General features: G+C 42.2%; 20 protein-coding genes. 12 read left to right on the top strand and 8 right to left on the bottom strand.

All coding sequences use genetic code 11. The annotated features are described in order from the left end of the window. Window positions 1–105: 105 nt before the first annotated feature. From ACIH2S_RS10000 to ACIH2S_RS09965, 8 genes are all read left to right on the top strand, one after another. A complete protein-coding gene (locus ACIH2S_RS10000; RefSeq protein ID WP_036956506.1) occupies window positions 106–750 on the top strand; it encodes a YchE family NAAT transporter in 645 nt (214 codons plus the stop codon). Window positions 751–1,365: 615 nt separating this feature from the next. After that, a complete protein-coding gene (locus ACIH2S_RS09995; protein ID WP_108478073.1) occupies window positions 1,366–2,997 on the top strand; it encodes an ABC transporter substrate-binding protein in 1,632 nt (543 codons plus the stop codon). A 148-nt stretch (window positions 2,998–3,145) separates the two neighbouring features. After that, window positions 3,146–4,732, top strand: coding sequence for an oligopeptide ABC transporter substrate-binding protein OppA (oppA, locus tag ACIH2S_RS09990; RefSeq protein WP_420720245.1), 1,587 nt, complete (start codon window positions 3,146–3,148; stop codon window positions 4,730–4,732). 66 nt (window positions 4,733–4,798) lie between these two features. Further along, a complete protein-coding gene (gene oppB / locus ACIH2S_RS09985) occupies window positions 4,799–5,719 on the top strand; it encodes an oligopeptide ABC transporter permease OppB (RefSeq protein WP_036956512.1) in 921 nt (306 codons plus the stop codon). Window positions 5,720–5,734: 15 nt separating this feature from the next. Continuing rightward, a complete protein-coding gene (gene oppC, locus ACIH2S_RS09980; RefSeq protein WP_108478075.1) occupies window positions 5,735–6,643 on the top strand; it encodes an oligopeptide ABC transporter permease OppC in 909 nt (302 codons plus the stop codon). Window positions 6,644–6,654: 11 nt separating this feature from the next. Beyond that, entirely contained in the window at window positions 6,655–7,644 is a 990-nt protein-coding gene (locus ACIH2S_RS09975; protein WP_036956515.1) for an ABC transporter ATP-binding protein, read from the top strand. Next, window positions 7,641–8,639, top strand: coding sequence for a murein tripeptide/oligopeptide ABC transporter ATP binding protein OppF (oppF, locus tag ACIH2S_RS09970; RefSeq protein WP_036956517.1), 999 nt, complete (start codon window positions 7,641–7,643; stop codon window positions 8,637–8,639). The genes ACIH2S_RS09975 and oppF overlap by 4 nt, the downstream gene beginning before the upstream one ends. Window positions 8,640–8,836: 197 nt before the next feature. Continuing rightward, entirely contained in the window at window positions 8,837–10,213 is a 1,377-nt protein-coding gene (locus ACIH2S_RS09965; protein WP_108478076.1) for an SMI1/KNR4 family protein, read from the top strand. A gap of 47 nt (window positions 10,214–10,260) precedes the next feature. Here the strand turns inward: ACIH2S_RS09965 and ACIH2S_RS09960 are convergent, their stop codons facing one another. Both ACIH2S_RS09960 and cls read right to left on the bottom strand, forming a co-directional pair. After that, entirely contained in the window at window positions 10,261–10,593 is a 333-nt protein-coding gene (locus tag ACIH2S_RS09960) for an HI1450 family dsDNA-mimic protein (protein WP_430247344.1), read from the bottom strand. A 56-nt stretch (window positions 10,594–10,649) separates the two neighbouring features. Next, complete coding sequence (gene cls, locus ACIH2S_RS09955) at window positions 10,650–12,110, bottom strand: cardiolipin synthase (RefSeq protein ID WP_036956524.1); 1,461 nt, start codon at window positions 12,108–12,110, stop codon at window positions 10,650–10,652. A gap of 281 nt (window positions 12,111–12,391) precedes the next feature. Between cls and ACIH2S_RS09950 the strand changes: the two genes are divergently transcribed. Next, window positions 12,392–12,565, top strand: a complete 174-nt coding sequence (locus ACIH2S_RS09950) for a YciY family protein (RefSeq protein ID WP_132496008.1) — start codon at window positions 12,392–12,394, stop codon at window positions 12,563–12,565. A gap of 124 nt (window positions 12,566–12,689) precedes the next feature. Next, a complete protein-coding gene (locus ACIH2S_RS09945) occupies window positions 12,690–13,427 on the top strand; it encodes a TonB family protein (RefSeq protein WP_430247342.1) in 738 nt (245 codons plus the stop codon). Window positions 13,428–13,490: 63 nt separating this feature from the next. On the opposite strand, the gene yciA is transcribed toward ACIH2S_RS09945, so the two are convergent. Then, entirely contained in the window at window positions 13,491–13,916 is a 426-nt protein-coding gene (gene yciA, locus ACIH2S_RS09940) for an acyl-CoA thioester hydrolase YciA (RefSeq protein ID WP_006658727.1), read from the bottom strand. Between the two features lie 189 nt (window positions 13,917–14,105). After that, the gene (locus ACIH2S_RS09935; protein WP_108478077.1) at window positions 14,106–14,666 is read right to left on the bottom strand and encodes a septation protein A; all 561 of its coding nucleotides are present in this window, start codon (window positions 14,664–14,666) and stop codon (window positions 14,106–14,108) included. 268 nt (window positions 14,667–14,934) lie between these two features. Here ACIH2S_RS09935 and ACIH2S_RS09930 point away from each other — a divergent pair, with 268 nt between their 5' ends. After that, window positions 14,935–16,689, top strand: a complete 1,755-nt coding sequence (locus tag ACIH2S_RS09930) for a SulP family inorganic anion transporter (protein WP_272533824.1) — start codon at window positions 14,935–14,937, stop codon at window positions 16,687–16,689. Between the two features lie 76 nt (window positions 16,690–16,765). On the opposite strand, the gene ACIH2S_RS09925 is transcribed toward ACIH2S_RS09930, so the two are convergent. After that, entirely contained in the window at window positions 16,766–17,521 is a 756-nt protein-coding gene (locus ACIH2S_RS09925; RefSeq protein WP_036956530.1) for a YciC family protein, read from the bottom strand. Between the two features lie 407 nt (window positions 17,522–17,928). Here ACIH2S_RS09925 and ompW point away from each other — a divergent pair, with 407 nt between their 5' ends. Next, the gene (gene ompW, locus ACIH2S_RS09920) at window positions 17,929–18,570 is read left to right on the top strand and encodes an outer membrane protein OmpW (protein ID WP_154599228.1); all 642 of its coding nucleotides are present in this window, start codon (window positions 17,929–17,931) and stop codon (window positions 18,568–18,570) included. Between the two features lie 397 nt (window positions 18,571–18,967). On the opposite strand, the gene trpA is transcribed toward ompW, so the two are convergent. From trpA to trpCF, 3 genes are read right to left on the bottom strand one after another with little or no spacing between them, the layout of a single operon-like run. Then, window positions 18,968–19,774 (bottom strand): tryptophan synthase subunit alpha, encoded by an 807-nt coding sequence (gene trpA / locus ACIH2S_RS09915; RefSeq protein ID WP_036956532.1) that lies wholly within the window; start codon window positions 19,772–19,774, stop codon window positions 18,968–18,970. Then, the gene (trpB, locus tag ACIH2S_RS09910) at window positions 19,774–20,964 is read right to left on the bottom strand and encodes a tryptophan synthase subunit beta (RefSeq protein ID WP_349487842.1); all 1,191 of its coding nucleotides are present in this window, start codon (window positions 20,962–20,964) and stop codon (window positions 19,774–19,776) included. The genes trpA and trpB overlap by 1 nt, the downstream gene beginning before the upstream one ends. Window positions 20,965–21,018: 54 nt before the next feature. Next, window positions 21,019–22,395, bottom strand: a complete 1,377-nt coding sequence (gene trpCF / locus ACIH2S_RS09905; RefSeq protein ID WP_321146596.1) for a bifunctional indole-3-glycerol-phosphate synthase TrpC/phosphoribosylanthranilate isomerase TrpF — start codon at window positions 22,393–22,395, stop codon at window positions 21,019–21,021.

Here is a 22,395-nt window from a genome sequence, read left to right as displayed (position 1 = left end):
AAGATGCACAAAATTGTTCTTTAACTAAGGATTTTAGCGATTTCAGTGATAAAATTAGTTCAGGTAAGCGTTTATTGTTTAAGAATTTTATGAGGGTATTAATGGGTGAGCGCAACATTACTTGATTTATCAGGCTATATTAAATTTTTTATTGGTCTATTTGCGTTGGTAAACCCGGTTGGTATCCTGCCTGTGTTTATTAGTATGACAAACTATCAAACCGTTGCGAGCCGCAATAGAACTAATACGATAGCCAACTCATCAGTCGCAATTATTCTTTGTACATCGTTGCTGGTGGGGGACTCGATATTACAGCTGTTTGGTATTTCAATTGACTCATTCCGCATCGCGGGGGGAATTCTGATTGTCACCATCGCGCTATCGATGATCAGCGGTAAAATTGGTGAGGACAAACAGAACAAACAAGAAAAAACAGAAACCGCAGTGCGCGATAGTATTGGAGTGGTACCGTTAGCGCTTCCGTTAATGGCGGGTCCCGGTGCAATCAGTTCGTGCATTGTCTGGTCATCGCGATGGACTGGCTGGCAGAACTTTATTGGTTTAGCGTTAACCAGTATTTTGTTCGCTTTTTGCTGTTGGCTGTTGTTCCGCTCTGCGTCTTTACTGGTTCGTTACTTAGGGCAAACGGGCATCAACGTTGTCACTCGTATCATGGGGCTACTACTCATGTCATTAGGTATCGAAATCGCTGTAACGGGTGTTAAAGCCATATTTCCAGGACTTTTATAGTGAGTGTTATTTAGCCGTCTTACGAGACGGCTATTCTCATCTGCCTTTCCCTTCATTCCATTATTCCTTTCGAATTCAAAATATTCACTCAAATATTTTGGCTTGTTATGTGTAATCAAACCGTCCTTTACAATCAAAATAATTCCTCTACGCGATAAATTTGAAATGTGATTATGTGTCGCACTTTTTGCAAAATCAGGCATAAAAAGTAAGGAAATGTGAGCTGCGTAAATTTATTCACTATTCTCATTAGAGATTGTTAATGATATGTTTGGATTAATGTTGATGAAAATTTTAAGAGTAACTTAAGGTTTTTTATTATCTAATTGTTTTTATTTGAGTATTTAAAGGTTGAGGAAGTGTGTTACCCCTTTTCAATAGGCTCTCTAACTTTAAATGTTAAATAAATGTAATTTTTATAACTTTTTTTTATAAGCTTTCTGAGCAAAATTGCACCGTTAAGGAAAGCTTTTGGTGGTTAAATTAGAAAACAGCTTAAGAAACAGTGACTAGAGCAGTAGTAAATCAACAATGTGTAGGCGAACTAAACGTCGTTCAACATACGTTGAAACGTTAACTGTAAAACCGCAACTATGAAATGGAGAAGGCGCAACGATGAAACTTACTACCAAGCACAGTTTACTTTCCTGTCTCATTTTCTCATTAACAATTTCTGCTCAAGCTTCATCAACCCCCGATAAATCCCCATTAAATACAACATCTATAAATAAAATAGTGGTCAATAACGGTTCAGAAGTGACTTCACTCGATCCTCATAAAGTCGAAGGGGTACCTGAAGGCAATATTATTTTAAATTTATTGGAAGGGCTGGTTTACGACGATATTAATGGTGTGGCGGTTCCTGGTATGGCAACCCATTGGCAAAATGAAAATTACACCGTATGGACATTTACCTTACGCGATGATGCCAAGTGGAGTGATGGCACTCCCGTTGTTGCAGAGGATTTTGTATATAGTTGGCAGCGTTTAGCGGATCCCAAAACTGGCTCGCCTTATTCCAGTTATTTACAAAATGCTTATATCGAAAATGCAGACGCTATTTTAAAAGGTCAAAAACCTAAAGAATCGTTGGGCGTTAAAGCCCTTGATGACAAACATTTGCAAGTCATCCTAAGCCATCCCGTTCCGTATTTTATCGATATGCTTTCCCACACTTCAATGAAACCCGTTAACCGTAAAGCCATTGAAAAGTACGGCGATAAATGGACTCAACCGGGTTCCTTTGTGGGCAATGGCGCCTATGTTTTGGATGAGTGGACGGTCAACGAGCGAATTATTATCAAACGTAATCCGTTATATTGGAATGACGCAAAAACGCAGATTGATCAAGCGACATTCTTAGCGATTACCTCTGAAGTCAGTGATAACAATCGCTATCGCAGTGGGGAAATCGATATTAGTAATTCAGCTATTCCCCCAACACTATTCAAAAAGATGAAAGCGGAAAAGCCGAACGAACTGTATGTTCGTCCGTTTCTGTGTACGTTTTATTATGAAATTAATAATCAAAAAGCCCCATTCACGGATCCTCGAGTACGAGAAGCCATTAAGTTAGGTTTAGACAGAGAAACCATCACTAATAAAATTATCGATCAAGGACAGACGGTGGCTTACGGTTTTACGCCAACGTTTATCCATAATGGTAATTTTGCAGTGCCAGAATGGGTAAAGCTCACGCCAGAACAGCGTTATCAACGTGCGAAAGAGTTGCTCGCGGAGGCTGGATATAACGCCAAAAATCCGCTCAAGTTTACCTTGCTATATAACACCTCAGACCAAAATAAACAGCAGGCGATTGTAGCGGCATCCATGTGGCAGAAAAATATTGGCGCAGAGGTAACACTGCAAAACCAAGAGTGGAAAACCACACTGCAAAATCGCCATGAAGGAAATTATCAGGTTGCAAGAGCAACATGGTGTGCCGATTACAATGAACCTTCTGCATTTTTGAATTCATTACTATCAGAAAACAGCAACAATACGGCGGCCTATAAAAATAAAGCCTATGACCAACTGTTATTAGAGGCTTTAACGGCACCGGATGACCAAGCTCGTCAACAGATTTACCAACAGGCGGAAACCCTGCTGGATAAGGAATCTGCGCTAGTTCCCGTTTATTACCGTGTGAGTGCAAGGATGATCAAGCCCACAATCGGAGGATTTAAAGGTGAAGACCCTCTTGATCACATGGATATTAAGCGGTTATATATTAATTCTACTAATTAATAATTTTGTAATAAACAAAATAATTGCTTACTGACTCAGTAAGCAGATGCATCAACAACACAACCAAAACAATAGTATGGGAGTAACCAAAATAATGAGCAAATTACTGAATAAGACATTTGTTGCTTTAAGCGTTGCTGCTGGGTTAATGGCAGGGACGATGGCGACAAGTTATGGTGCAGTGGTACCAGCGGGTGTCGAACTGGCTGAAAAACAAAATATGGTTCGCAACAATGGTTCTGAACCTCAATCCCTTGATCCGCATAAAATTGAAGGTGTTCCAGAGTCGGCTTTAGCAAGAGATCTTTTTGAAGGGATTACGATTGTGGGTCCTGATGGTGAAATCTTACCTGGCTCTGCTACGAGCTGGGAAAATAAAGATTTCACCGAGTGGACGTTTAAAATTCGCGATGGCGCGAAATGGTCAAATGGTGACCCTGTCACGGCCGAAGACTTTGTTTATAGCTGGCGCAGACTCGCTGATCCTGATACCGCATCCCCATACGCGAGTTATTTGCAGTATGCACATATCAAAAATATTGATGACGTCATTGCCGGTAAGAAAAAGCCAGAAGAGCTGGGCATTAAAGCGCTGGATGATAAAACTTTAGTGATTAGTTTGAGTGAAGCCGTCCCTTATATTCCAAAATTATTGGCACACTCCTCGATGTCGCCAGTGAATAAAAAAACAATCGAAAAATATGGTGCTAAGTGGACTCAACCAGCCAATTTTGTGGGTAATGGCGCCTATAAATTAAAAGATTGGACAGTTAACGAACGTATTGTTTTAGAACGTAGCCCAACTTATTGGGATAACGCAAACACCGTGATTGACCAAGTGACTTTCCTACCTATCTCCTCTGAAGTCACGGATGTTAACCGTTACCGCAGTGGTGAAATTGATATGACCTATAGCAATTTACCGATCGAACAATTTAAGTCACTACAAGAAAATATGCCAAAAGAGCTGCGTGTAAATCCGTATCTCTGTATCTATTATTACGAAATTAATAACGAAAAACCGCCGTTTAATGACCCGCGTGTTCGTGAAGCATTAAAACTTTCAATGGACAGAGATGTCATCACTTACAAAGTGAAAGCGCAAGGTGATATTCCGGCTTATGGCTTCACACCACCGTTTACTAGCGGCATGAAGACAGAAAAACCAGATTGGTATGCCAATATGACCCAAGAGCAGCGTAATGAAAAAGCCAAACAGTTGCTGGAAGAAGCGGGTTACAACAAATCAAATCCACTGAAATTCAATTTACTGTATAACACGTCAGATTTACATAAACGTATCGCGATCGCTGCATCATCCATGTGGAAGAAAAACATTGGCGCTGACGTGAAACTGGAAAACCAAGAGTGGAAAACCTTCTTAGATAGTCGTCACCAAGGTAACTATGATGTGGCGCGTGCGGGCTGGTGTGCGGATTATAACGAACCGTCATCCTTCTTAAACATGCTGCTTTCTTATAGCAGTAACAATACCGTGCATTATAAAAACAAAGATTTCGATGCCATCATGAAGAAAACACTTCAGGTGAAAACGGACGAAGAGCGTGCTGAGTTGTACCAACAAGCCGAAAAGCTCTTAGATAAAGACTCTGGTATCGTGCCTCTCTACTACTATGTGAACACCCGCTTAGTGAAGCCATACGTGGGTGGATATACGGGTAAAGATCCATTAGATAATTTACATACTAAAGATCTGTATATCATCAAGCACTAATCACAACAGGCTGGCTCCTTGAGGGCCAGCCATTAGCCTTAATGGCAATAGAAGTAGGAAAGGGCAATGTTTAAATTTATTTTGCGTCGTTTGCTTGAAGCAATTCCGACTTTATTTATTCTTATTACCATCTCATTTTTTATGATGAGACTCGCACCGGGCAGCCCGTTTACTGGTGAACGTAAGCTTCCACCCGAAGTCATGGCTAACATTGAGGCGAAATATCACCTTAATGACCCAATGTATAAGCAGTATTTCAGCTACTTATTCCAACTTTCTCAAGGGGATTTCGGTCCTTCTTTCAAATATAAAGACTATAGCGTCAACGATTTAGTTGCGAAAGCCTTTCCCGTGTCTGCAAAATTAGGCGCCACAGCCTTTGTGGTTGCCGTGTTATTTGGTGTTACTGCGGGGGTGATTGCCGCATTAAATCAAAATACCAAATGGGACTTTACAGTCATGGGATTTGCCATGACGGGGGTTGTCATCCCAAGCTTTGTTGTGGCACCACTTTTGGTGCTGATTTTTGCCATTCACTTGAAATGGCTCCCCGGTGGAGGTTGGGATGGTGGTAACGTCACGCACATGATTTTACCGATGGTGGCACTCTCTTTGGCGTATATCGCCAGTATTTCGCGTATTACCCGTGGTTCGATGATTGAGATCATGCACTCAAACTTTATTCGTACTGCGCGCGCAAAAGGATTACCGCTGCGTACCATTATTTTCCGCCATGCGTTAAAACCTGCATTACTGCCAGTGCTTTCATATATGGGACCTGCATTCGTGGGGATCATCACGGGTTCCATGGTGATTGAGACCATTTTCGGCTTACCGGGAATTGGACAGTTGTTCGTCAATGGCGCATTAAACCGTGATTACTCGTTAGTGCTTAGCTTAACGATTTTAGTTGGGGTATTGACCATTGCCTTTAATGCTATCGTCGATGTGCTGTACGCCGTCATCGACCCGAAAATTCGTTACTAAGACCGGAGAAACACTATGTTACTAAACAACAAAAATAGTGAAGCTCTGGAAAACTTTTCTGAGCAATTAGATATTGAAGGGCGCAGCCTTTGGCAAGATGCAAGACGACGCTTTATGCATAACCGTGCGGCGATTGTCAGCCTGTGTGTGCTGTTTTGTATTACGATGTTTGTGATTTTTGCCCCGATGTTATCGCCATTTTTATATGACGATACCGACTGGGAAATGATGTCAACGCCACCTGATTGGGCGACCGGACATTATTTTGGTACCGATGCTTCTGGGCGCGATTTACTTGTGCGTGTGGCAATTGGTGGACGAATTTCTTTAATGGTTGGCGTTGCGGCAGCATTAGTCGCGGTGGTGGTCGGAACCTTATATGGCTCACTGGCAGGTTATGTGGGCGGTAAAGTTGACTCTATCATGATGCGCTTACTGGAGATTTTAAACTCCTTCCCGTTCATGTTTTTCGTTATTTTGTTAGTGACTTTATTCGGTACCAACATCCTGCTGATATTTGTCGCCATTGGGATGGTGTCATGGCTGGATATGGCGCGTATCGTGCGTGGACAAACATTAGGATTAAAACGCAAAGAGTTTATTGAAGCGGCATTAGTTTGTGGTGTCAGCACGCGTCACATTATCTTGCGTCATATCGTCCCTAACGTACTGGGGGTGGTGGTGGTTTACGCATCATTATTAGTCCCAAGTATGATTCTGTTTGAATCATTTTTAAGCTTCCTTGGCTTAGGAACTCAAGAGCCGCTCAGTAGCTGGGGTGCTTTACTCAGTGATGGCGCTAACTCTATGGAAGTCACACCGTGGTTACTGCTGATCCCCGCAGGATTCTTAGTTATCACGCTGTTTTGTTTCAACTTTATCGGCGATGGCTTACGTGATGCTCTCGACCCGAAAGATCGCTAAGGGGCTAATTTATGGAACATTCAACACGCAAAAGCCCTTTATTATCAGTGCAGGATTTAAACGTCACATTTGCTACCCAAGATGGGGATGTGACCGCGGTGAATAAACTCAATTTTGAATTGAGTGCAGGGGAAACACTGGGAATTGTGGGGGAATCCGGTTCGGGTAAATCCCAAACTGCTTTTGCTTTGATGGGGTTACTGGCAAAAAATGGTCGTGTAGGTGGCTCTGCCATGTTTAATGGACGTGAGATTTTAAACCTCAAGGAGAAAGAGCTTAACCGCATGCGTGCGGAAGAGATCTCCATGATTTTCCAAGACCCTATGACCTCCCTCAATCCATACCTGAAAATCGGTACGCAGTTATCTGAAGTGTTGATGCTGCACAAAGGGATGAGCAAGAAAGAGGCTTTTGAAGAATCTGTACGCATGCTGGATGCGGTAAAAATGCCGGAAGCCCGTAAACGTATGAATATGTATCCGCATGAGTTTTCTGGTGGTATGCGCCAGCGTGTGATGATTGCGATGGCGCTACTGTGCCAACCAAAATTGCTGATCGCTGATGAACCGACAACCGCATTGGACGTTACGGTACAAGCGCAAATTATGACCTTGCTGAATGAACTGAAGCAGGAATTTGATACCGCGATCATCTTAATTACCCATGACTTAGGGGTTGTCGCCGGTGTGTGTGACAAGGTACTCGTGATGTACGCGGGGCGCACGATGGAGTATGGCAGCGCACGAGATATTTTCTATCAGCCATCTCATCCGTATTCTCTGGGTTTATTAGCAGCAGTGCCACGCTTAGATGGTGATGACGATAACTTAGCCACGATTCCAGGCAATCCGCCAAACTTGTTACGCTTACCAAAAGGGTGTCCGTTCTCGCCGCGTTGCCAATATGCAAACCAGCACTGTGTAGAGCAAGAGCCTCAATTATCCAGTTTTGCACAATCTCGTTTACGTGCCTGCTTTAAGCCTGTGGAGGAATTAGTATGAGCCAAGAAAATAGGCAGGTGCTGCTGGAAGTCAATGACTTAAAAGTGCATTTTTCCATTAGAGATAAACAACAATGGTTCTGGCAGCCGGATAAAAGTTTAAAAGCCGTCGATGGAGTGACACTGCGTTTATACGAAGGGGAAACCTTGGGCGTGGTGGGGGAATCTGGCTGTGGTAAATCCACATTTGCGCGTGCATTAATTGGTTTGGTTAAATCCACTAGCGGCACGGTGACATGGTTAGGACAAAACTTGCTCACCATGAACGACAAGCAGTGGCGTAATGTGCGTAGCGATATCCAAATGATTTTCCAAGATCCACTGGCATCCTTAAACCCACGGATGACGATTGGAGATATTATCGCGGAGCCACTAAAAACTTATCATCCGAAGATGCCACAAAAAGAAGTTACTGAAAAAGTAAAGAAAATGATGATGCGAGTTGGCTTATTGCCGAACCTGATCAATCGTTATCCTCATGAATTCTCTGGTGGTCAATGTCAGCGCATTGGGATTGCACGGGCGCTGATTTTAGAGCCGAAATTGGTGATTTGTGATGAGCCTGTGTCTGCACTGGATGTCTCCATTCAAGCGCAAGTGGTGAACTTACTGCAAGAACTTCAGCGGGAAATGAAACTTTCCTTAATCTTTATTGCCCACGATCTTGCGGTGGTAAAACACATTTCTGACCGCGTATTAGTGATGTATTTAGGACATGCAGTGGAGCTGGGGACTTATGATGAAGTGTATAACAACCCGCTGCACCCTTATACGCGCGCATTGATGTCTGCGGTGCCAGTACCGGATCCAGATAAGGAAAAAAATAAGCAAATTGAGCTTCTTGAAGGGGAATTGCCATCGCCCATTAATCCGCCTTCAGGCTGTGTATTCAGAACACGCTGCCCAAGTGCTGATGCAGAATGCGCCAAAACCCGCCCATTACTCGAAGGAAGTTTCAAGCACGCAGTATCTTGTTTGAAAATTGATCCACTGTAATTGGTAAGATTTGCGTTTTATTGTTGTATTAAGGCTCCCTTTATCATTTATAAAGTGGAGCCTTTTTTATGCGAAACAATTTTCAGAGAATTCAAACCCAATTGCTACTTAAAATAATCAGTTAGCTATGATATTAAAGGCAATGATATTAAAGGCTAAAAATAAATAATTAAAACTTGATAGGACAGTAACCATTAATGAGTGACCACTTGCAGCAGATCCATCAAATACATCAGACATGGCAAGCCATCAACCAGCGTTATGCGGATGACCAAATTCAACGTATACAACAAAAACTCCCCCTTGCTAAGCAAATGGACAGCGATGAAGAGTTGTTCGGAGCGGACAGCCACCATTATCAGCTCAACCCACCTTTGGATATGGCACAGATAGCGCAGTGGCAGCGCCGAATTGGGGTGAATTTACCCCAAGAATATGTGCAGTTTATGACGCAATTGGGCGATGGTGGCGCAGGTCCTTATTACGGCGTAGAACGTTTTGAAGACAGCGAAAATCGTTATGATTCGGTGGCATTACCTTGCGTGCTTAGCCCAACCATGAGCGATAAAGAGTGGCAAACACTCAGCCACTTAGCGGAAGATTGCAGTGATGAAGAGTACGACTCACGGGAAAGCTTGCTTCACCAAGGGTTGTTTTACCTTGGGACTTGCGGCTGTACATATGACATTCTGCTGGTGGTGACGGGAAAACATGCTGGGCGACTGGTTTATACCCACGAATGGTGTGACTCACCAACACCGTATCAGTTTGCTTATGAAAGCCACTTTTTGGATTGGTATGAGCGCTGGCTGGATGAAATTATTCAGCAATACGATACAGGCTGGTTTGGGCATCGAATGGGCGGCAATGAAACTACGTTATTCAACCTATTTCATCATGACGATAATGAAAAGACGAAGCTGGCAGCACTAGAAGGACTGAAAAAGTTACCGTCATTATCGGAAAAGGGCATTGAGCAACTCACTCGTATATTAGATAACGAAACACTCAACGTTTACCATGTGAAGGCGTTGGAAGTATTAGCAAAATACTCCGTTGATGCTTCATCGGACTATTTAGCCCAAACGCTTGAAAGCCAAAATTCAGTGCAAATCAATCGTGGATTGCAGCTGATTTATTGGTATCAAAAATCCGATTTAGCAAAGTTTCAATCGGCTATTTTAGCCAAATTAGCACAGTGCGAACACGCAGACACGGTGAGCTTTGCAGGATATATCCTCAAGGACTTGCAAGCGGTCAAAGTGGAAGATTTCCAACACTTATTTAATCATGCGGATGGTCAGATTGCCGTCAGTGCGTTATATGCGGCTTCCCATGATGTAAATTTTAGCCAAAAGGTCACTAATTACTTTGAATATATGATTGCGGATAAGAGTGAAGTTGCATTAACCGCGATCCAAGCTGTCGCGCGTTCCCCTGAGTTTGTCGACGGGGTGGAACCGTATATTGTGGCTGCGTGGGAAAAATACCCATTAGATAAGAGTGACTATATTCGCAATAATCTACGTCACTATATTAAGAAGCATCATTTACAGTTGGATTTAGCAGAATAAAGTTTAATAAAAGATGGGGGAATATTTCCCCCATCTTTTATTTTGGATTACTGTTTCCATTCGATATGTTGGAAAGGGTGCTTAGGGTTACGGCTGATAAGAATTCGTGCAAAGATATCGTCAATTTCATCCTCTGGGCTTTTAGCAAGCCCGATCACCACTTCACTCATTTGCGCTAAAGGTAATCCTTGGGTGGCAAGAATATGCCAATCTTGACTAAATGGCACAATTTCAGCCGCGCCACACACTTCGAACTGTAACGCGAAAATCACTTGGTCGGCAGGCTCTAAGTTATCCATCGCACCTTCAAGGAAAAGGTCATAGGCAATTTCAATGATTTCATCTTCATCGATTAAGTTAATACTTGGGTTCTGGCTCATGACGTTTTCCTAACGGTTAAGCAATGGTGATAATAGCTATTTGATCACAGCTATTATCATAATAATGGGCTAAAGAAATAGCACAGACGCTCAATCACACGATTCCAGAACGGGCGTTGTTCCCATTCTTCAATATCTAAACGTGTAGAGCGAGCCATATAATCATACTGAACCAGCGTCAGATCGCTACCAAAACTTTTATCGTCTATCACGACTGTGATTTCAAAGTTCAGCCATAAACTGCGCATATCTAAGTTCACTGAACCGACTAAGCTTAATTCCCCATCAACACAGACACTCTTGGTGTGCAGTAATCCATCTTCAAACTGATAGATTTTTACGCCAGCTTCTAGTAATTCCGTGTAAAAAGAGCGGCTGGCCCAGCGAACCAAGAAAGAATCATTATGGCGTGGCATGATGATACTGACATCAACGCCGCGCATCGCTGCGGTACAAATTGCATGCAGTAAATCATCACTTGGGACAAAGTATGGGGTAGTCATGATCAGCTGCTTACGAGCTGAGAACATCGCCGTCATTAATGATTGCTGAATAAGTTCTTCAGGGAACCCAGGACCTGATGCAATCATTTGGGTGGTATGTCCGTTATCTTGCTCGAACGGCATGATATTGCTATCTGGTGGTGGCGGTAAAATGCGTTGTCCGGTTTCCATCTCCCAGTCAAAGGCGTAAACAATCCCTAATGTGGTACTCACAGGGCCTTCCATACGGACTAAAATATCTACCCACTCACCGACCCCCGCATCTTGTTTAAAGTAGCGAGGATCCACCATGTTCATACTGCCGGTGTAAGAAATATAGTTATCAATCACAACGATTTTGCGATGCTGACGTAAATCCATACGGCGCAGGAAAAAACGCATAAGGTTTACTTTTAGAGATTCGACAAACTCAATCCCTGCGGCACGCATTTTATCAGGATAATCACTGCGGAAAAAATGCCAGCTTCCTGCAGAGTCCACCATAATGCGGCATTTAACACCACGTTTTGCCGCATTGAGAAGGGCTTCGGTGACTTCATCGACAAGCCCACCTGGCTGCCAAATATAGAACACCATTTCGATAGAGTTCTTGGCATTATTAATATCATTGGCAATGGCTTTTAGTGAGTCTTCGCTGGTGGTCAGTAATTGAATACGGTTGCCTTTGACGCCTGCAATGCCTTGGCGTTTCTCACACAGTTGGAATAATGGCTCCGCAACGGGGCTGTTATCATTAGCAAAAATATGTTTGGAGAGACGTAGATTTTCCAGCCAAGTGGCAACCGATGGCCACATTTGATGGGCTTTATCGATACGACGTCGACCTAAATGGAGTTCACCAAATGCGGCATACGCGATGATCCCCACCAGAGGCAGGATATAAATGATCAGTAACCATGTCATCGCCGAAGTGACGGGGCGACGTGTGACGAGGATACGAACAGTAACCCCAGCAACAATTAACCAATACAGGAAAAACAGTAACCAACTCATTAAGGTGTAGACGGTTGCCATAATGGATAACAAGCCTCACTGACAGAGAGAAAAAGAGTCGAAAAAAGAAAATATGTCTTATTAAATATAGACTAAGAATAAACATACCAGAATTTAGTAAAAGTTCTGAATAAAAACTGAGTTAAATAGATAAAAGTGCAATTAATGACAAATTCAATGAATCTACCTCTCTTTTACGGGGTAAATTTCATCAACACTTTGATAACTTCCACTTGGTTCTCGTGAGCAAAGGCATATAATATTTCGCTGTTACGAACATACACCTGATAAGGATTAAAAAGATGAGACGCAGTAGGCAAGAAGTGGGTCGCTGGAGAATGCTAAGACAAGTCGTTCGCCGCCGTCGCCGTTGGTTAGAAAGACACTCTCGCCGCAATATGCACATTTATTCGCTCCGCAAAATGGACATCTATAAACGCCGTCATTCCCTGTTATTTACACAGTGGATTGAGTAAGGGTATTCACGTTTATACTCACATTTTTAACTTTGTTCGCTAAACCTTATTGAATATGATTGCTATTTGCATTTAAACTATTAGCCATATTCAATAAGTAAACGGTGTAGGGTAAAAATTGCATATGCGTGGTATCAGACTGTTAGTGATCATTGCTGTTTCATTATCAATTCATGCGGGTTTGGCAATGGCATGGATTTTTAATCAACCGAAATTTCCTCAACTTGAGGAGCCAATCTCGATAGCAATGCTTTCTTTTGCTGAACCAGCAGCCACTCCACCAGCTGAAACACAGGCAGAGCCAGAGCCTGTGGTTGAACCTGAACCTATCATTGAACCCGAGCCTATTGTTGAACCAGCGATAGTCTTACCGCAGAAAAAACCAGAAGTAAAAAAGAAACCTGAACCGAAAAAAGAACCTAAAAAAGAGCCGAAAAAAGTACAGGAGCCAGTTAAACCTGTTGAAAAACAACTGGCGATGAACAAAACGCCATCCACAAATACAGATACTACGCCAAAAGAAGTCACCAACACGCGCGGAACTGATACTAACGTCAAAAATAATGCAACAGCATCTAACCAATCCACTGGTCAGCGTGGTCCAAAAGCATTAAGTAAACAAGCGCCTGAATATCCAGACCGCGCTCGTCGCTTAGGAAAAAATGGTTATGTGAAAGTACGTTATGACATCGATGAAGATGGGCGAGTGCAAAATATTGAGTTTGTTGAAGCTTCACCTAAAGGGATGTTTGAGCGCGATGTGAAGCGTGCAATGAACCGTTGGAAATATGAAAAGCTACCAGCGAAAGGTTATACCACTGAAATTTACTTCAAAGTAGATGGCACAGTAAGCCAAGCTTAAATGCTAGGAAGTATCGGGATCAAAAAAGGGCGCTTATGAAGCGCCCTTACTGTATATGAATGATTAAGCTTGAGGCTGCGAACTTTCTAATTCGAAGTGTTGCTTATCTTCAGGTAATGCACGGGGCGTATTGTCATCATTGACCGCCACATAAGTAAATACTGCGTCAGTAGCTTGATAACGCTGACCTACAGGGTGGGTTGCCACTTTTTTCACCCACACTTCAATATTGATAGTGACGGAGCTTTTCCCTGTTTTTAAGCAGCGAGCATAACAACAAACAACATCACCAACAGCAACTGGTTTTTGAAATTTTATGCCATTGACTGCCACTGTTACTACGCGACCCAGAGCAATTTCTTTTGCTAAAATCGCGCCGCCAATATCCATTTGAGACATTAGCCAGCCACCAAAAATATCGCCATTCGCATTGGTATCTGAAGGCATTGCCAAAGTACGTAAAACGAGTTCACCGTTAGGTAATTGCATATCAAACTCTTTATTAAAAGGAATTAAACACTATGATTTTGTTGCTCATTTATAGCAAACAAACATAAGTATAGTAAACCGCTAGAGTACATCCAGTCACAGATAATTGTAACAAATCACTGTGATAGGCATAAAAAAGCTGCGAAAGTGCGCAGCTTATTTATCATCATAATATTTCGAAGAAATAAATTACTCTTTTGGCTTTTCCGCCTGAGGTTCTTTAGTCATGTGTTTGAAAATATATACCACGCTAAGGATCGTGAAAATTAAGGTGCCAGCCGTCAATCCAAACACTTTAAAGTTGACCCAAACACTCTCAGCCATCCAATATGCCACGTAAATATTAATAACAGCGCAAGCAATAAAGAAAATACCCCAAGCGGTATTTAATTTTAACCAATAGCTGTCTGCTAACTTAATTTCTTGGTTACTCCCCAGCATTCTTTGAATGAGCGGTTTTTCTGTAAACCATTGGCTCGCAAATAGAGCAATACCAAACAGAGCATAAATAATGGTGACTTTCCATTTGATAAAGTCAGCGCTGTGAAATAACACCGTTAACCCTGCAAATACCATCACAATCGCACAGGTGATTTTTGCCACTCTTTCCACTTTTTTATAAATGAAGTAAGTGACCAGTAAGGAAATTGGGGTGGTTATCAGTAATGACTGACTAGCAACATAAATGTCGTATTGCTTATAAAAGAGAAAAAAGATAACCAAAGGAATAAAATCAATAAGTTGTTTCATAACAGTGGATTCAGATCCTTAACGTGAATATAGTCAGCTTAAATATAGTCAATTCAAACGGAGTCAACTTAAACATAGTGGCGTAGTTTAACTGATTTTGCGCAGATTGTTAAAAGTTTGCTCTTTTTTACCAAGAGTTAAGCCTGCAAACCAATCAAATTTGCACTATTTTACCCTTATTTGACTTAGTCCTAGATAAACTTTAATAGTTCGGATATAAATAGTCTACACAAGAAATTAACTGATTAATTTTTAGAGATTTTTTCCCATGATAAAGGCGCGATTATTTAATCTGATGCCCGGTTTACAAACCTTTAGCCAATATCAGTTGGCGAACTTGGGACCGGATGTGAAAGCGGGGTTGTCGGTCGCCGCCGTGGCGCTGCCTGTGGCAATTGCTTATGCTGAACTCATGGGGATCAATGCCATTGTCGGGCTATATGCTTGTATTTTACCAATGCTGATGTATGCATTGTTTGGAACCTCTAAACAATTAATCATTGGACCGGATGCGGCAACTTGTGCGGTGATCGCCGCTGCCGTTGCGCCCTTGGCGATGGGGGATGAGAATACCCGTTGGCAATTAATTATTGTAATGAGTTTAATGACGGGAATATGGTGCTTGATTGCGGCACGTTTTCGTCTGGGGATGTTTGCGGATTTTTTATCAGGGCCGATTTTACAAGGGTTATTAAATGGGGTCGCACTAACTATTATTGTCAGTCAACTAGGTAAAATTTTCGGTATTGATTCCCTTCCTTCCGGGTTTATTGAGCGTTTAGTGGCATTACCGCTTGCGCTACCTGAAACCCATATTCCGACATTAGCGGTGGCGGTGTTAACACTTACTGTGACGATGGTTATCAAACGGATACGCAGTAAGTGGCCATCACTGTTAATTGCGATGGTCTTGGCAACGAGCGCCAGCATTGTTTTCAATCTTGAGCAATATGGCATTAGCACCGTCGGTAATCTTGGTAATGGGCTACCCTCGATAGCGGCTCCTGATTTTAACCCCGGCTTATTGCGGGATTTGGTGACGCCATCCTTAAACTTGGCAGTCATCAGCTTTGTGAGCTTTATGATGACGGCGCGGAGCTTTGCTAGCAAAAATGGTTATACCGTGGATGCTGATCAAGAGCTACGAGCCTTAGGCATGGCGAATATCGCTTCTGCATTATCTCAAGGGTTTGCTGTGAGTGCGGCCAGTAGCCGAACTGCTGTGAACGATATGATGGGCGGTAAAACACAGATGGTATCGGTCATTGCTGCGCTCACTATTTTGGTGGTATTGCTATTTTCAATAGATCTGCTGGGTTATATTCCGATGCCCGCATTAGGTATGGTGCTGGTGGTCTCGACATTTTCACTGATCAGCTTTCGCAGCATTTATGCCATGCGTAAACGTAACCGACAAGCCTTTTTCTTATGCGTTTTTACTTTATGTGCGGTGTTAGTGGTCGGCTTGATCAGCGGAGTGGGCTTTGCCGTGTTGTTAGGTTTGCTGCAATTTTTGCGGGTGATATTCCGCCCGACAGATCAGTTATTGGGTGTTGACGAGCAGGGTATGTTGCACTCAATGAACCCGGATAATGATATTCAGGCGGTTGAAGGCGTGCTGATTTATCGTTTTAACTCACCGCTGACCTATTTCAATGTGAACTATTTTAAAGATCGGTTAAATAAGCATATAGATAGCGAACGTAAACGTCCGGCGTGGGTCATTGTCGATGCAGCGGTCAGCTTTACCCATAACGATGTGAGTGTATTTTCGGCACTTAACGAGCTCGTGACGTCATTAAAAGCGAAAGGGGTCACGCTGGTGCTAGCAGGGCGACGGACATCCCTAAACCGTTGGTTATCACAAAATAAAATTAGTCGTTCTGATGATGATTTACTGGTGGTGCCAGATATCTATTTCGCTATCCGCTTGATCCAGAGTAAGCAGCATATTCAGCAAAAAAGTGTTGAAGAGCGCAAGGAGAGCGAGGAAGGAACCGTCGATAGTAAGCTGTCAGAGTAATGGTATTGATAGGATGAAAAACAAAAGGGCGTCACTTTGAAGAGACGCCCTTTTTGATCATTAAATCTGTTTCTATTTATGCGTTTTTGCTGCTCAGCATATATAAACGGAAAAAGTAAATTAAGGCAAAAGCGGCAATCATGTTGTTGATCAGGAATGAAATACCATTGACCACAATGTGATTTAGTTGCAGGCTGCTTAACAGCATGCTGACTAACATTTGCGTTGCCATCCAAATTAAAATCATTGGGGCAGCGATACGCCAATTGGCAAATGCCAACTTCCAGCTTTTGCCCATGGCATTAAACGGATTCACTTTTTCATTCATTAAAATGGCAGGGGCAAGAGAAAAGCCAATCGCCAAAATCAGACCAGGAAGTACCATCAAGGTGATACCAAGCTGAATTAATAGGGAACAGATAATCAGCAGCAGGAACATCGCAGGGGCTTTAGGTAATGATGAAACTAATGCTTGAGTCCCGTTCACGGCTTCACCGCGAGATAAATTGGCGATATAAGAGAGCACGCCGCACATCAGGACCAAGCTTCCCAATGCTACGGATAAAATCAAGCCCATAGACACACGTAGAATGCTGTTTTTCTCATCTTCAGGTAAGTTCAGTACCCAATTCTGTAACCCAGCATTGCCCGCATCAAGTAGCTGGTTCTGCGCTTCAAGTAACACGCCAATCATCCGTTCATTAGGAATTAACATTGCGTAGACAATCACGCTGATTGCGGTGGCGATTAACACAATGGTGAAGAGGCCATTCAACTGGTTTTTAAAAAAGTTGATGCTGTCACGAAAGAGTGAGTTGGCCGAAATGGACATGTAACTGCTCCTATCTACAAACGGAATAAAAATTTGACGGTGATTGTAACTGAGTATCGGACGTATAGGTAGAGAAAGATAAGAAAAGTCTGGGAGTTAGCCTAAATAAGTGTGCTACACCATAAATGAGTGTATCACTATTAATAAAGAATAATCTTAAAGGTGTATTTTAAATATATATTTAAATCGTGATTTAATTAGCCATTAATATAAAATCATTTTTTATTTTAATAGTTATTTCATGAAAATTGATTCAAATCAAAATAGAAAAAACCAGTAATGGAATAATAAACTCAGCTTTATTAAGAAATATATAAATTAGCAAAAGATGTGATCTTGATTTGAATATTAAATTTAAGAATAGGCTATATTTTTGCTAAATAATAAACATAGGAATGGGATTGACAATGAAAAAACTCACTGCGCTTGTATTGGCTGCTGCAACTTTAGCTCCAGCGGCTTCATTTGCTCATGAAGCTGGCGACTTTTTATTCCGTGCAGGTACAGCTACTGTAAGACCAAATGCGAACTCTGAAGATGTATTAGGCTTAGGTAAATTTGATGCAAATAATAATACCCAATTAGGTTTAACTTTCGGTTATATGATCACCGATAATATTGGTGTGGAGTTATTAGCAGCAACGCCTTTCGAACATAAAGTTAGTTTAGGTGATTTGGGTACAATTGCATCTGTAAAACATTTACCACCAACACTGATGGCGCAGTACTATTTTGGTAGCAAAGAAGATAAACTGCGTCCTTATTTAGGTGCAGGTCTGAACTATACATTCTTCTTTGATGAGAAATTTAATAGTAAAGGTAAAAACTTTGGCCCAGGTTTAAGTGATTTAGACCTGTCCAGTTCATGGGGCTTTGCAGCGCAAGCTGGTATGGACTATAACCTGACTGATAACTGGATGTTAAATGCCTCTGTGTGGTGGATGGATATCGATACTGAAGTTAAATTCAAAGCTGGTGAAGACCGCGTTAAAGTTGATACACGTTTAGACCCATTTGTATTTATGTTTGGTGTGGGTTACCGCTTCTAATTTCTTAAGGACTTAGGCAAGTTTATTCTTGCTCGCTAATGGATTAGAAAGCAGTAAAGAAATCCGGGAATTTATTCCCGGATTTTTCGTTTTTAGAGAATAAAGAATATAATAAGCAGAAAACTCAATGTTAAATCATTTGTATTTTATTTAACATTAAATTCACAATATCAAAAAAGACCAATAATCAGAGTGAAAATTTAATTTTATAATTAAATATCAAGATGGATATTTAAACTAAATTAGCCTGAGTAACTTTACCTAATATATTTTAAATATTATCCGCAAAGTGGAAATTTGACAGAAACCATTGAATGCATTAACGGCTATTTGAAATGAAAAAAGCCATCAAATTATTGATGGCTTTCTGACACAATGAAGAAAATAAATTAAGGTACTATTTTTGTGTGGCGGCTTTCATATTTGCCACAAACGTTGTTAATTTACTGAGCATTTCTTGTGGTTGTTGTAGGTTATTTTCAATGATTTTTACCACAGCAGAACCCGATATTGCCCCCGCAGCGCCATTACGAATCGCTTCAGTCACTTGAGCAGGCTCCGAAATACCAAATCCTTGAAGTGCAGGTGCTGCGCCATATTGGGTTAATTTGCTCACTAAATGAGTTAATGGCATTTGCGCTCGCTGCTCTGTACCAGTGACGCCTGCGCGAGAGAGTAAATACGTATAACCTTGGCTATGTTCTCCAATCTCTTTTAGCAGTGCGTCATCCCCATTTGGTGGACAAATAAAGATTGGGGCGATGCCGTGGGTGATGGCTGATTCACGGAACGGCTTTGATTCACGCATTGGTACATCGGCAACTAAAACGGAATCTACGCCAGCTTGTTGGCAACGTTGATAAAAATAGTCGATCCCATTGGTGAAAACTAAATTAGCATAAACCAATAATCCTATCGGCATATCGGGGTGTTTGGCTCGAATACGCGCTAATAACTCGAAGCATAACGTCGGTGTGATCTCGCTTTTAAAGGCACGTAAATTGGCATTTTGAATTGTGGGACCATCCGCTAAAGGGTCAGAGAAGGGGATGCCAATTTCTAAGGCATCCGCACCTCCTGCAATTAATGCATCGACAATTTTTAAAGAAAGCTCGGCATCAGGGTCACCTAACGTGACAAAGGGAACAAAAGCGCCTTGGTTTTGTTGGTTTAAACGCTGAAAAAGTTGAGTATAACGCGTCATTAGATTTCCCCTTTGCTGGTCAAAATATCATGTACCGTAAAAATGTCTTTATCACCACGACCGGATAAATTGACAATTAACAACTGCTCTTTATTTGGATTTTGCTCTGCCATTTTGAGGGCATACCCTAATGCATGAGATGACTCTAATGCAGGAATAATCCCTTCTTTGCGTGACAGCAATTTAAAGGCGTTTAGCGCTTCATCATCGGTAATCGAAACATATTCAGCACGACCAATACTGTTTAAGTGCGCATGTTGAGGCCCCACTGATGGGAAATCTAACCCTGCTGAAATGGAGTAAGATTCTTCAATCTGCCCTTCAGAGGTTTGCATCATAGGGGATTTCATACCGAAATAAATCCCAACACGACCATGTTTTAACGGTGCACCATGTTGCCCTGATTCAATACCGTGACCGGCAGGCTCAACACCAATTAACCCGACGTTTTCTTCAGGAATAAACGAAGCAAACAGACCGATAGCGTTGGAACCACCACCGATACAGGCGATCACCGCATCCGGTAGGCGACCTTCTTTATCTAAAATTTGCTGTTTTGCTTCATCACCGATCATGCGTTGAAATTCACGTACAATAGTCGGATATGGGTGAGGGCCTGCCGCAGTCCCTAATAAATAGTGTGCAGTTTCATAACTGCCAGACCAGTCTCTTAGCGCTTCATTACAAGCATCTTTTAAGGTTGCAGAGCCGCTATGTACAGGGATCACTTCGGCGCCCATTAGCTTCATACGAAACACGTTTGGAGATTGACGCTCAACGTCTTTTGCACCCATGTAGATGCGGCACTTCATATTTAATAAGGCGCAAGCAAGGGCGGTAGCAACACCATGCTGACCCGCGCCAGTTTCAGCGATAATTTCATTTTTACCCATACGTTTGGCGAGCAATGCTTGACCCAACACCTGGTTGGTTTTGTGTGCGCCACCGTGGAGTAAATCTTCGCGCTTTAAATAAAGCTTCGTTTTGGTACCCGCCGTCAGGTTGCGGCACAGGGTTAATGCGGTTGGACGACCTGCATAATTTTTAAGTAGATCATGGAATTCCGTTAAGAACGCAGGATCATTTTGTGCGTCAATAAAGGCATCTTCTAGCTGGTTCAATGCTGGGATCAAAATTTCTGGGACATATTGCCCACCAAACTCACCGAAATAGGGATCTAATTTGCTCATTATTTATTATCCATTTTAAGTTTATATGTTCAGTATGATTAATATGGCTTTGAGCTAAATCGCCATGCGGGCTGATTTCAATGCATCAAAGACTTGGTTTAATTTTTGTTCGGATTTAATACCCGGTTCGATTTCAATGCCAGAGTTAAAATCAAGCCCATTGCAGACGAGTTGCGCGGCTTGTTGGCAGTTTTCAAGGGTAAGCCCACCAGCCACCATTAGCTTGTGACCGCTATTTGTTGGTATTGATGACCAATCAAAGGTTTTTCCTGTACCGCCAGCGCCGTTATCTAATAGCAGCAAATCAATTAACGTAGGGTCATAATCGGCGATTTGACTATCAGCCATATTCAGCGCTTTCCAAATATGGCAATGTGCTGGCAGCATTTCACGTAATTGTGCCATGTAGGTATTATCTTCATCACCATGGAGCTGAACCGCATGTAACGCCAATTGTTGGGCAATATGCGCCACAAAATCCGCGGATTGATTATGGAAAACCCCCACAAATTTAAGTGGTGCAGCATGAATAATCTGCTTTGCTTGTGACAGCGTCACTTTACGAGGAGATTTTTCAGCAAAAATCAGTCCACCAAAATTGGCGCCTGCAGCAAATGCGGCTTTAGCATCTTGCTCACGGGTTAAGCCACACACTTTATGCTCACCAATCAGCAGGTTACGCAGTGCTTTTGGTAAGTCCTCTTGCTCCATCAAGGCGCTACCAATTAAGAAGCCGTTAGCGACATCCGTAAGGCTTTGAATATGTTGATGTTGAAGAATACCTGACTCGCTGATCACCACGGTTCCTGCCGGTAAACGCGGCGCGAGTTGACGCGTACGATTTAAATCGATAGACATATCGCGTAGGTCGCGGTTGTTGATCCCAACCACTTTAGCTTTCAATGTTATCGCACGTTCCAGTTCTTCATCGTTGCTTACCTCAGTGAGAACGCCCATGTTCAGTTGGTGTGCTACATCGGCAAGGGCAAGATATTGTTCATCATTCAATACGGACAACATGAGTAAAATAGCATCCGCTTGGTAATAGCGAGCAAGGTAAATCTGATAAGGATCAACGATAAAATCTTTGCACAGAACAGGTTGTTTTACTGTGTTGCTAACAATCGTCAGGTAATCCATCTTACCTTGGAAATATTTTTCGTCAGTCAAGACTGAAATTGCAGAAGCATAAGGGGCATACATGCCCGCAATCACCGCGGGGTCGAAATCTTCACGGATAAGCCCCTTCGATGGAGAGGCTTTTTTGCACTCTAAAATAAATACTGGGCGCTTCGCTTGTAGAGCTGAGTAAAAATTTCGTTGCGCAGGTTGCACTTCAGATTGAAAACTTGCCAGCGGTTGACGTTGTTTGCGCTCCGCTAAATAGACAAATTTATCATCTACAATCTTTTGTAATACCGTGCCTTTCAT

Source organism: Providencia lanzhouensis (assembly GCF_050469745.1).
Classification (GTDB): domain Bacteria; phylum Pseudomonadota; class Gammaproteobacteria; order Enterobacterales; family Enterobacteriaceae; genus Providencia; species Providencia lanzhouensis.
The sequence above is the reverse complement of the archived record's forward strand: the minus strand, read 5'-3'. Positions and strand labels throughout refer to the sequence as shown.

Excerpts from the sequence above, each read along its gene's own strand:
- ACIH2S_RS09950 (WP_132496008.1), top strand. The coding sequence starts at position 12,392 with ATGAGACGCAGTAGGCAAGAAGTGGGTCGCTGGAGAATGCTAAGACAA.
- oppC (WP_108478075.1), top strand. The coding sequence starts at position 5,735 with ATGTTACTAAACAACAAAAATAGTGAAGCTCTGGAAAACTTTTCTGAG.
- ompW (WP_154599228.1), top strand. The coding sequence starts at position 17,929 with ATGAAAAAACTCACTGCGCTTGTATTGGCTGCTGCAACTTTAGCTCCA.
- ACIH2S_RS09960 (WP_430247344.1), bottom strand. The coding sequence starts at position 10,593 with ATGAGCCAGAACCCAAGTATTAACTTAATCGATGAAGATGAAATCATT.
- ACIH2S_RS09965 (WP_108478076.1), top strand. The coding sequence starts at position 8,837 with ATGAGTGACCACTTGCAGCAGATCCATCAAATACATCAGACATGGCAA.
- ACIH2S_RS09935 (WP_108478077.1), bottom strand. The coding sequence starts at position 14,666 with ATGAAACAACTTATTGATTTTATTCCTTTGGTTATCTTTTTTCTCTTT.
- ACIH2S_RS09975 (WP_036956515.1), top strand. The coding sequence starts at position 6,655 with ATGGAACATTCAACACGCAAAAGCCCTTTATTATCAGTGCAGGATTTA.
- yciA (WP_006658727.1), bottom strand. The coding sequence starts at position 13,916 with ATGCAATTACCTAACGGTGAACTCGTTTTACGTACTTTGGCAATGCCT.
- trpB (WP_349487842.1), bottom strand. The coding sequence starts at position 20,964 with ATGAGCAAATTAGATCCCTATTTCGGTGAGTTTGGTGGGCAATATGTC.
- ACIH2S_RS09995 (WP_108478073.1), top strand. The coding sequence starts at position 1,366 with ATGAAACTTACTACCAAGCACAGTTTACTTTCCTGTCTCATTTTCTCA.
- oppB (WP_036956512.1), top strand. The coding sequence starts at position 4,799 with ATGTTTAAATTTATTTTGCGTCGTTTGCTTGAAGCAATTCCGACTTTA.
- ACIH2S_RS09945 (WP_430247342.1), top strand. The coding sequence starts at position 12,690 with ATGCGTGGTATCAGACTGTTAGTGATCATTGCTGTTTCATTATCAATT.
- ACIH2S_RS09930 (WP_272533824.1), top strand. The coding sequence starts at position 14,935 with ATGATAAAGGCGCGATTATTTAATCTGATGCCCGGTTTACAAACCTTT.
- trpCF (WP_321146596.1), bottom strand. The coding sequence starts at position 22,395 with ATGAAAGGCACGGTATTACAAAAGATTGTAGATGATAAATTTGTCTAT.
- oppF (WP_036956517.1), top strand. The coding sequence starts at position 7,641 with ATGAGCCAAGAAAATAGGCAGGTGCTGCTGGAAGTCAATGACTTAAAA.
- oppA (WP_420720245.1), top strand. The coding sequence starts at position 3,146 with ATGGCAGGGACGATGGCGACAAGTTATGGTGCAGTGGTACCAGCGGGT.
- cls (WP_036956524.1), bottom strand. The coding sequence starts at position 12,110 with ATGGCAACCGTCTACACCTTAATGAGTTGGTTACTGTTTTTCCTGTAT.
- trpA (WP_036956532.1), bottom strand. The coding sequence starts at position 19,774 with ATGACGCGTTATACTCAACTTTTTCAGCGTTTAAACCAACAAAACCAA.
- ACIH2S_RS09925 (WP_036956530.1), bottom strand. The coding sequence starts at position 17,521 with ATGTCCATTTCGGCCAACTCACTCTTTCGTGACAGCATCAACTTTTTT.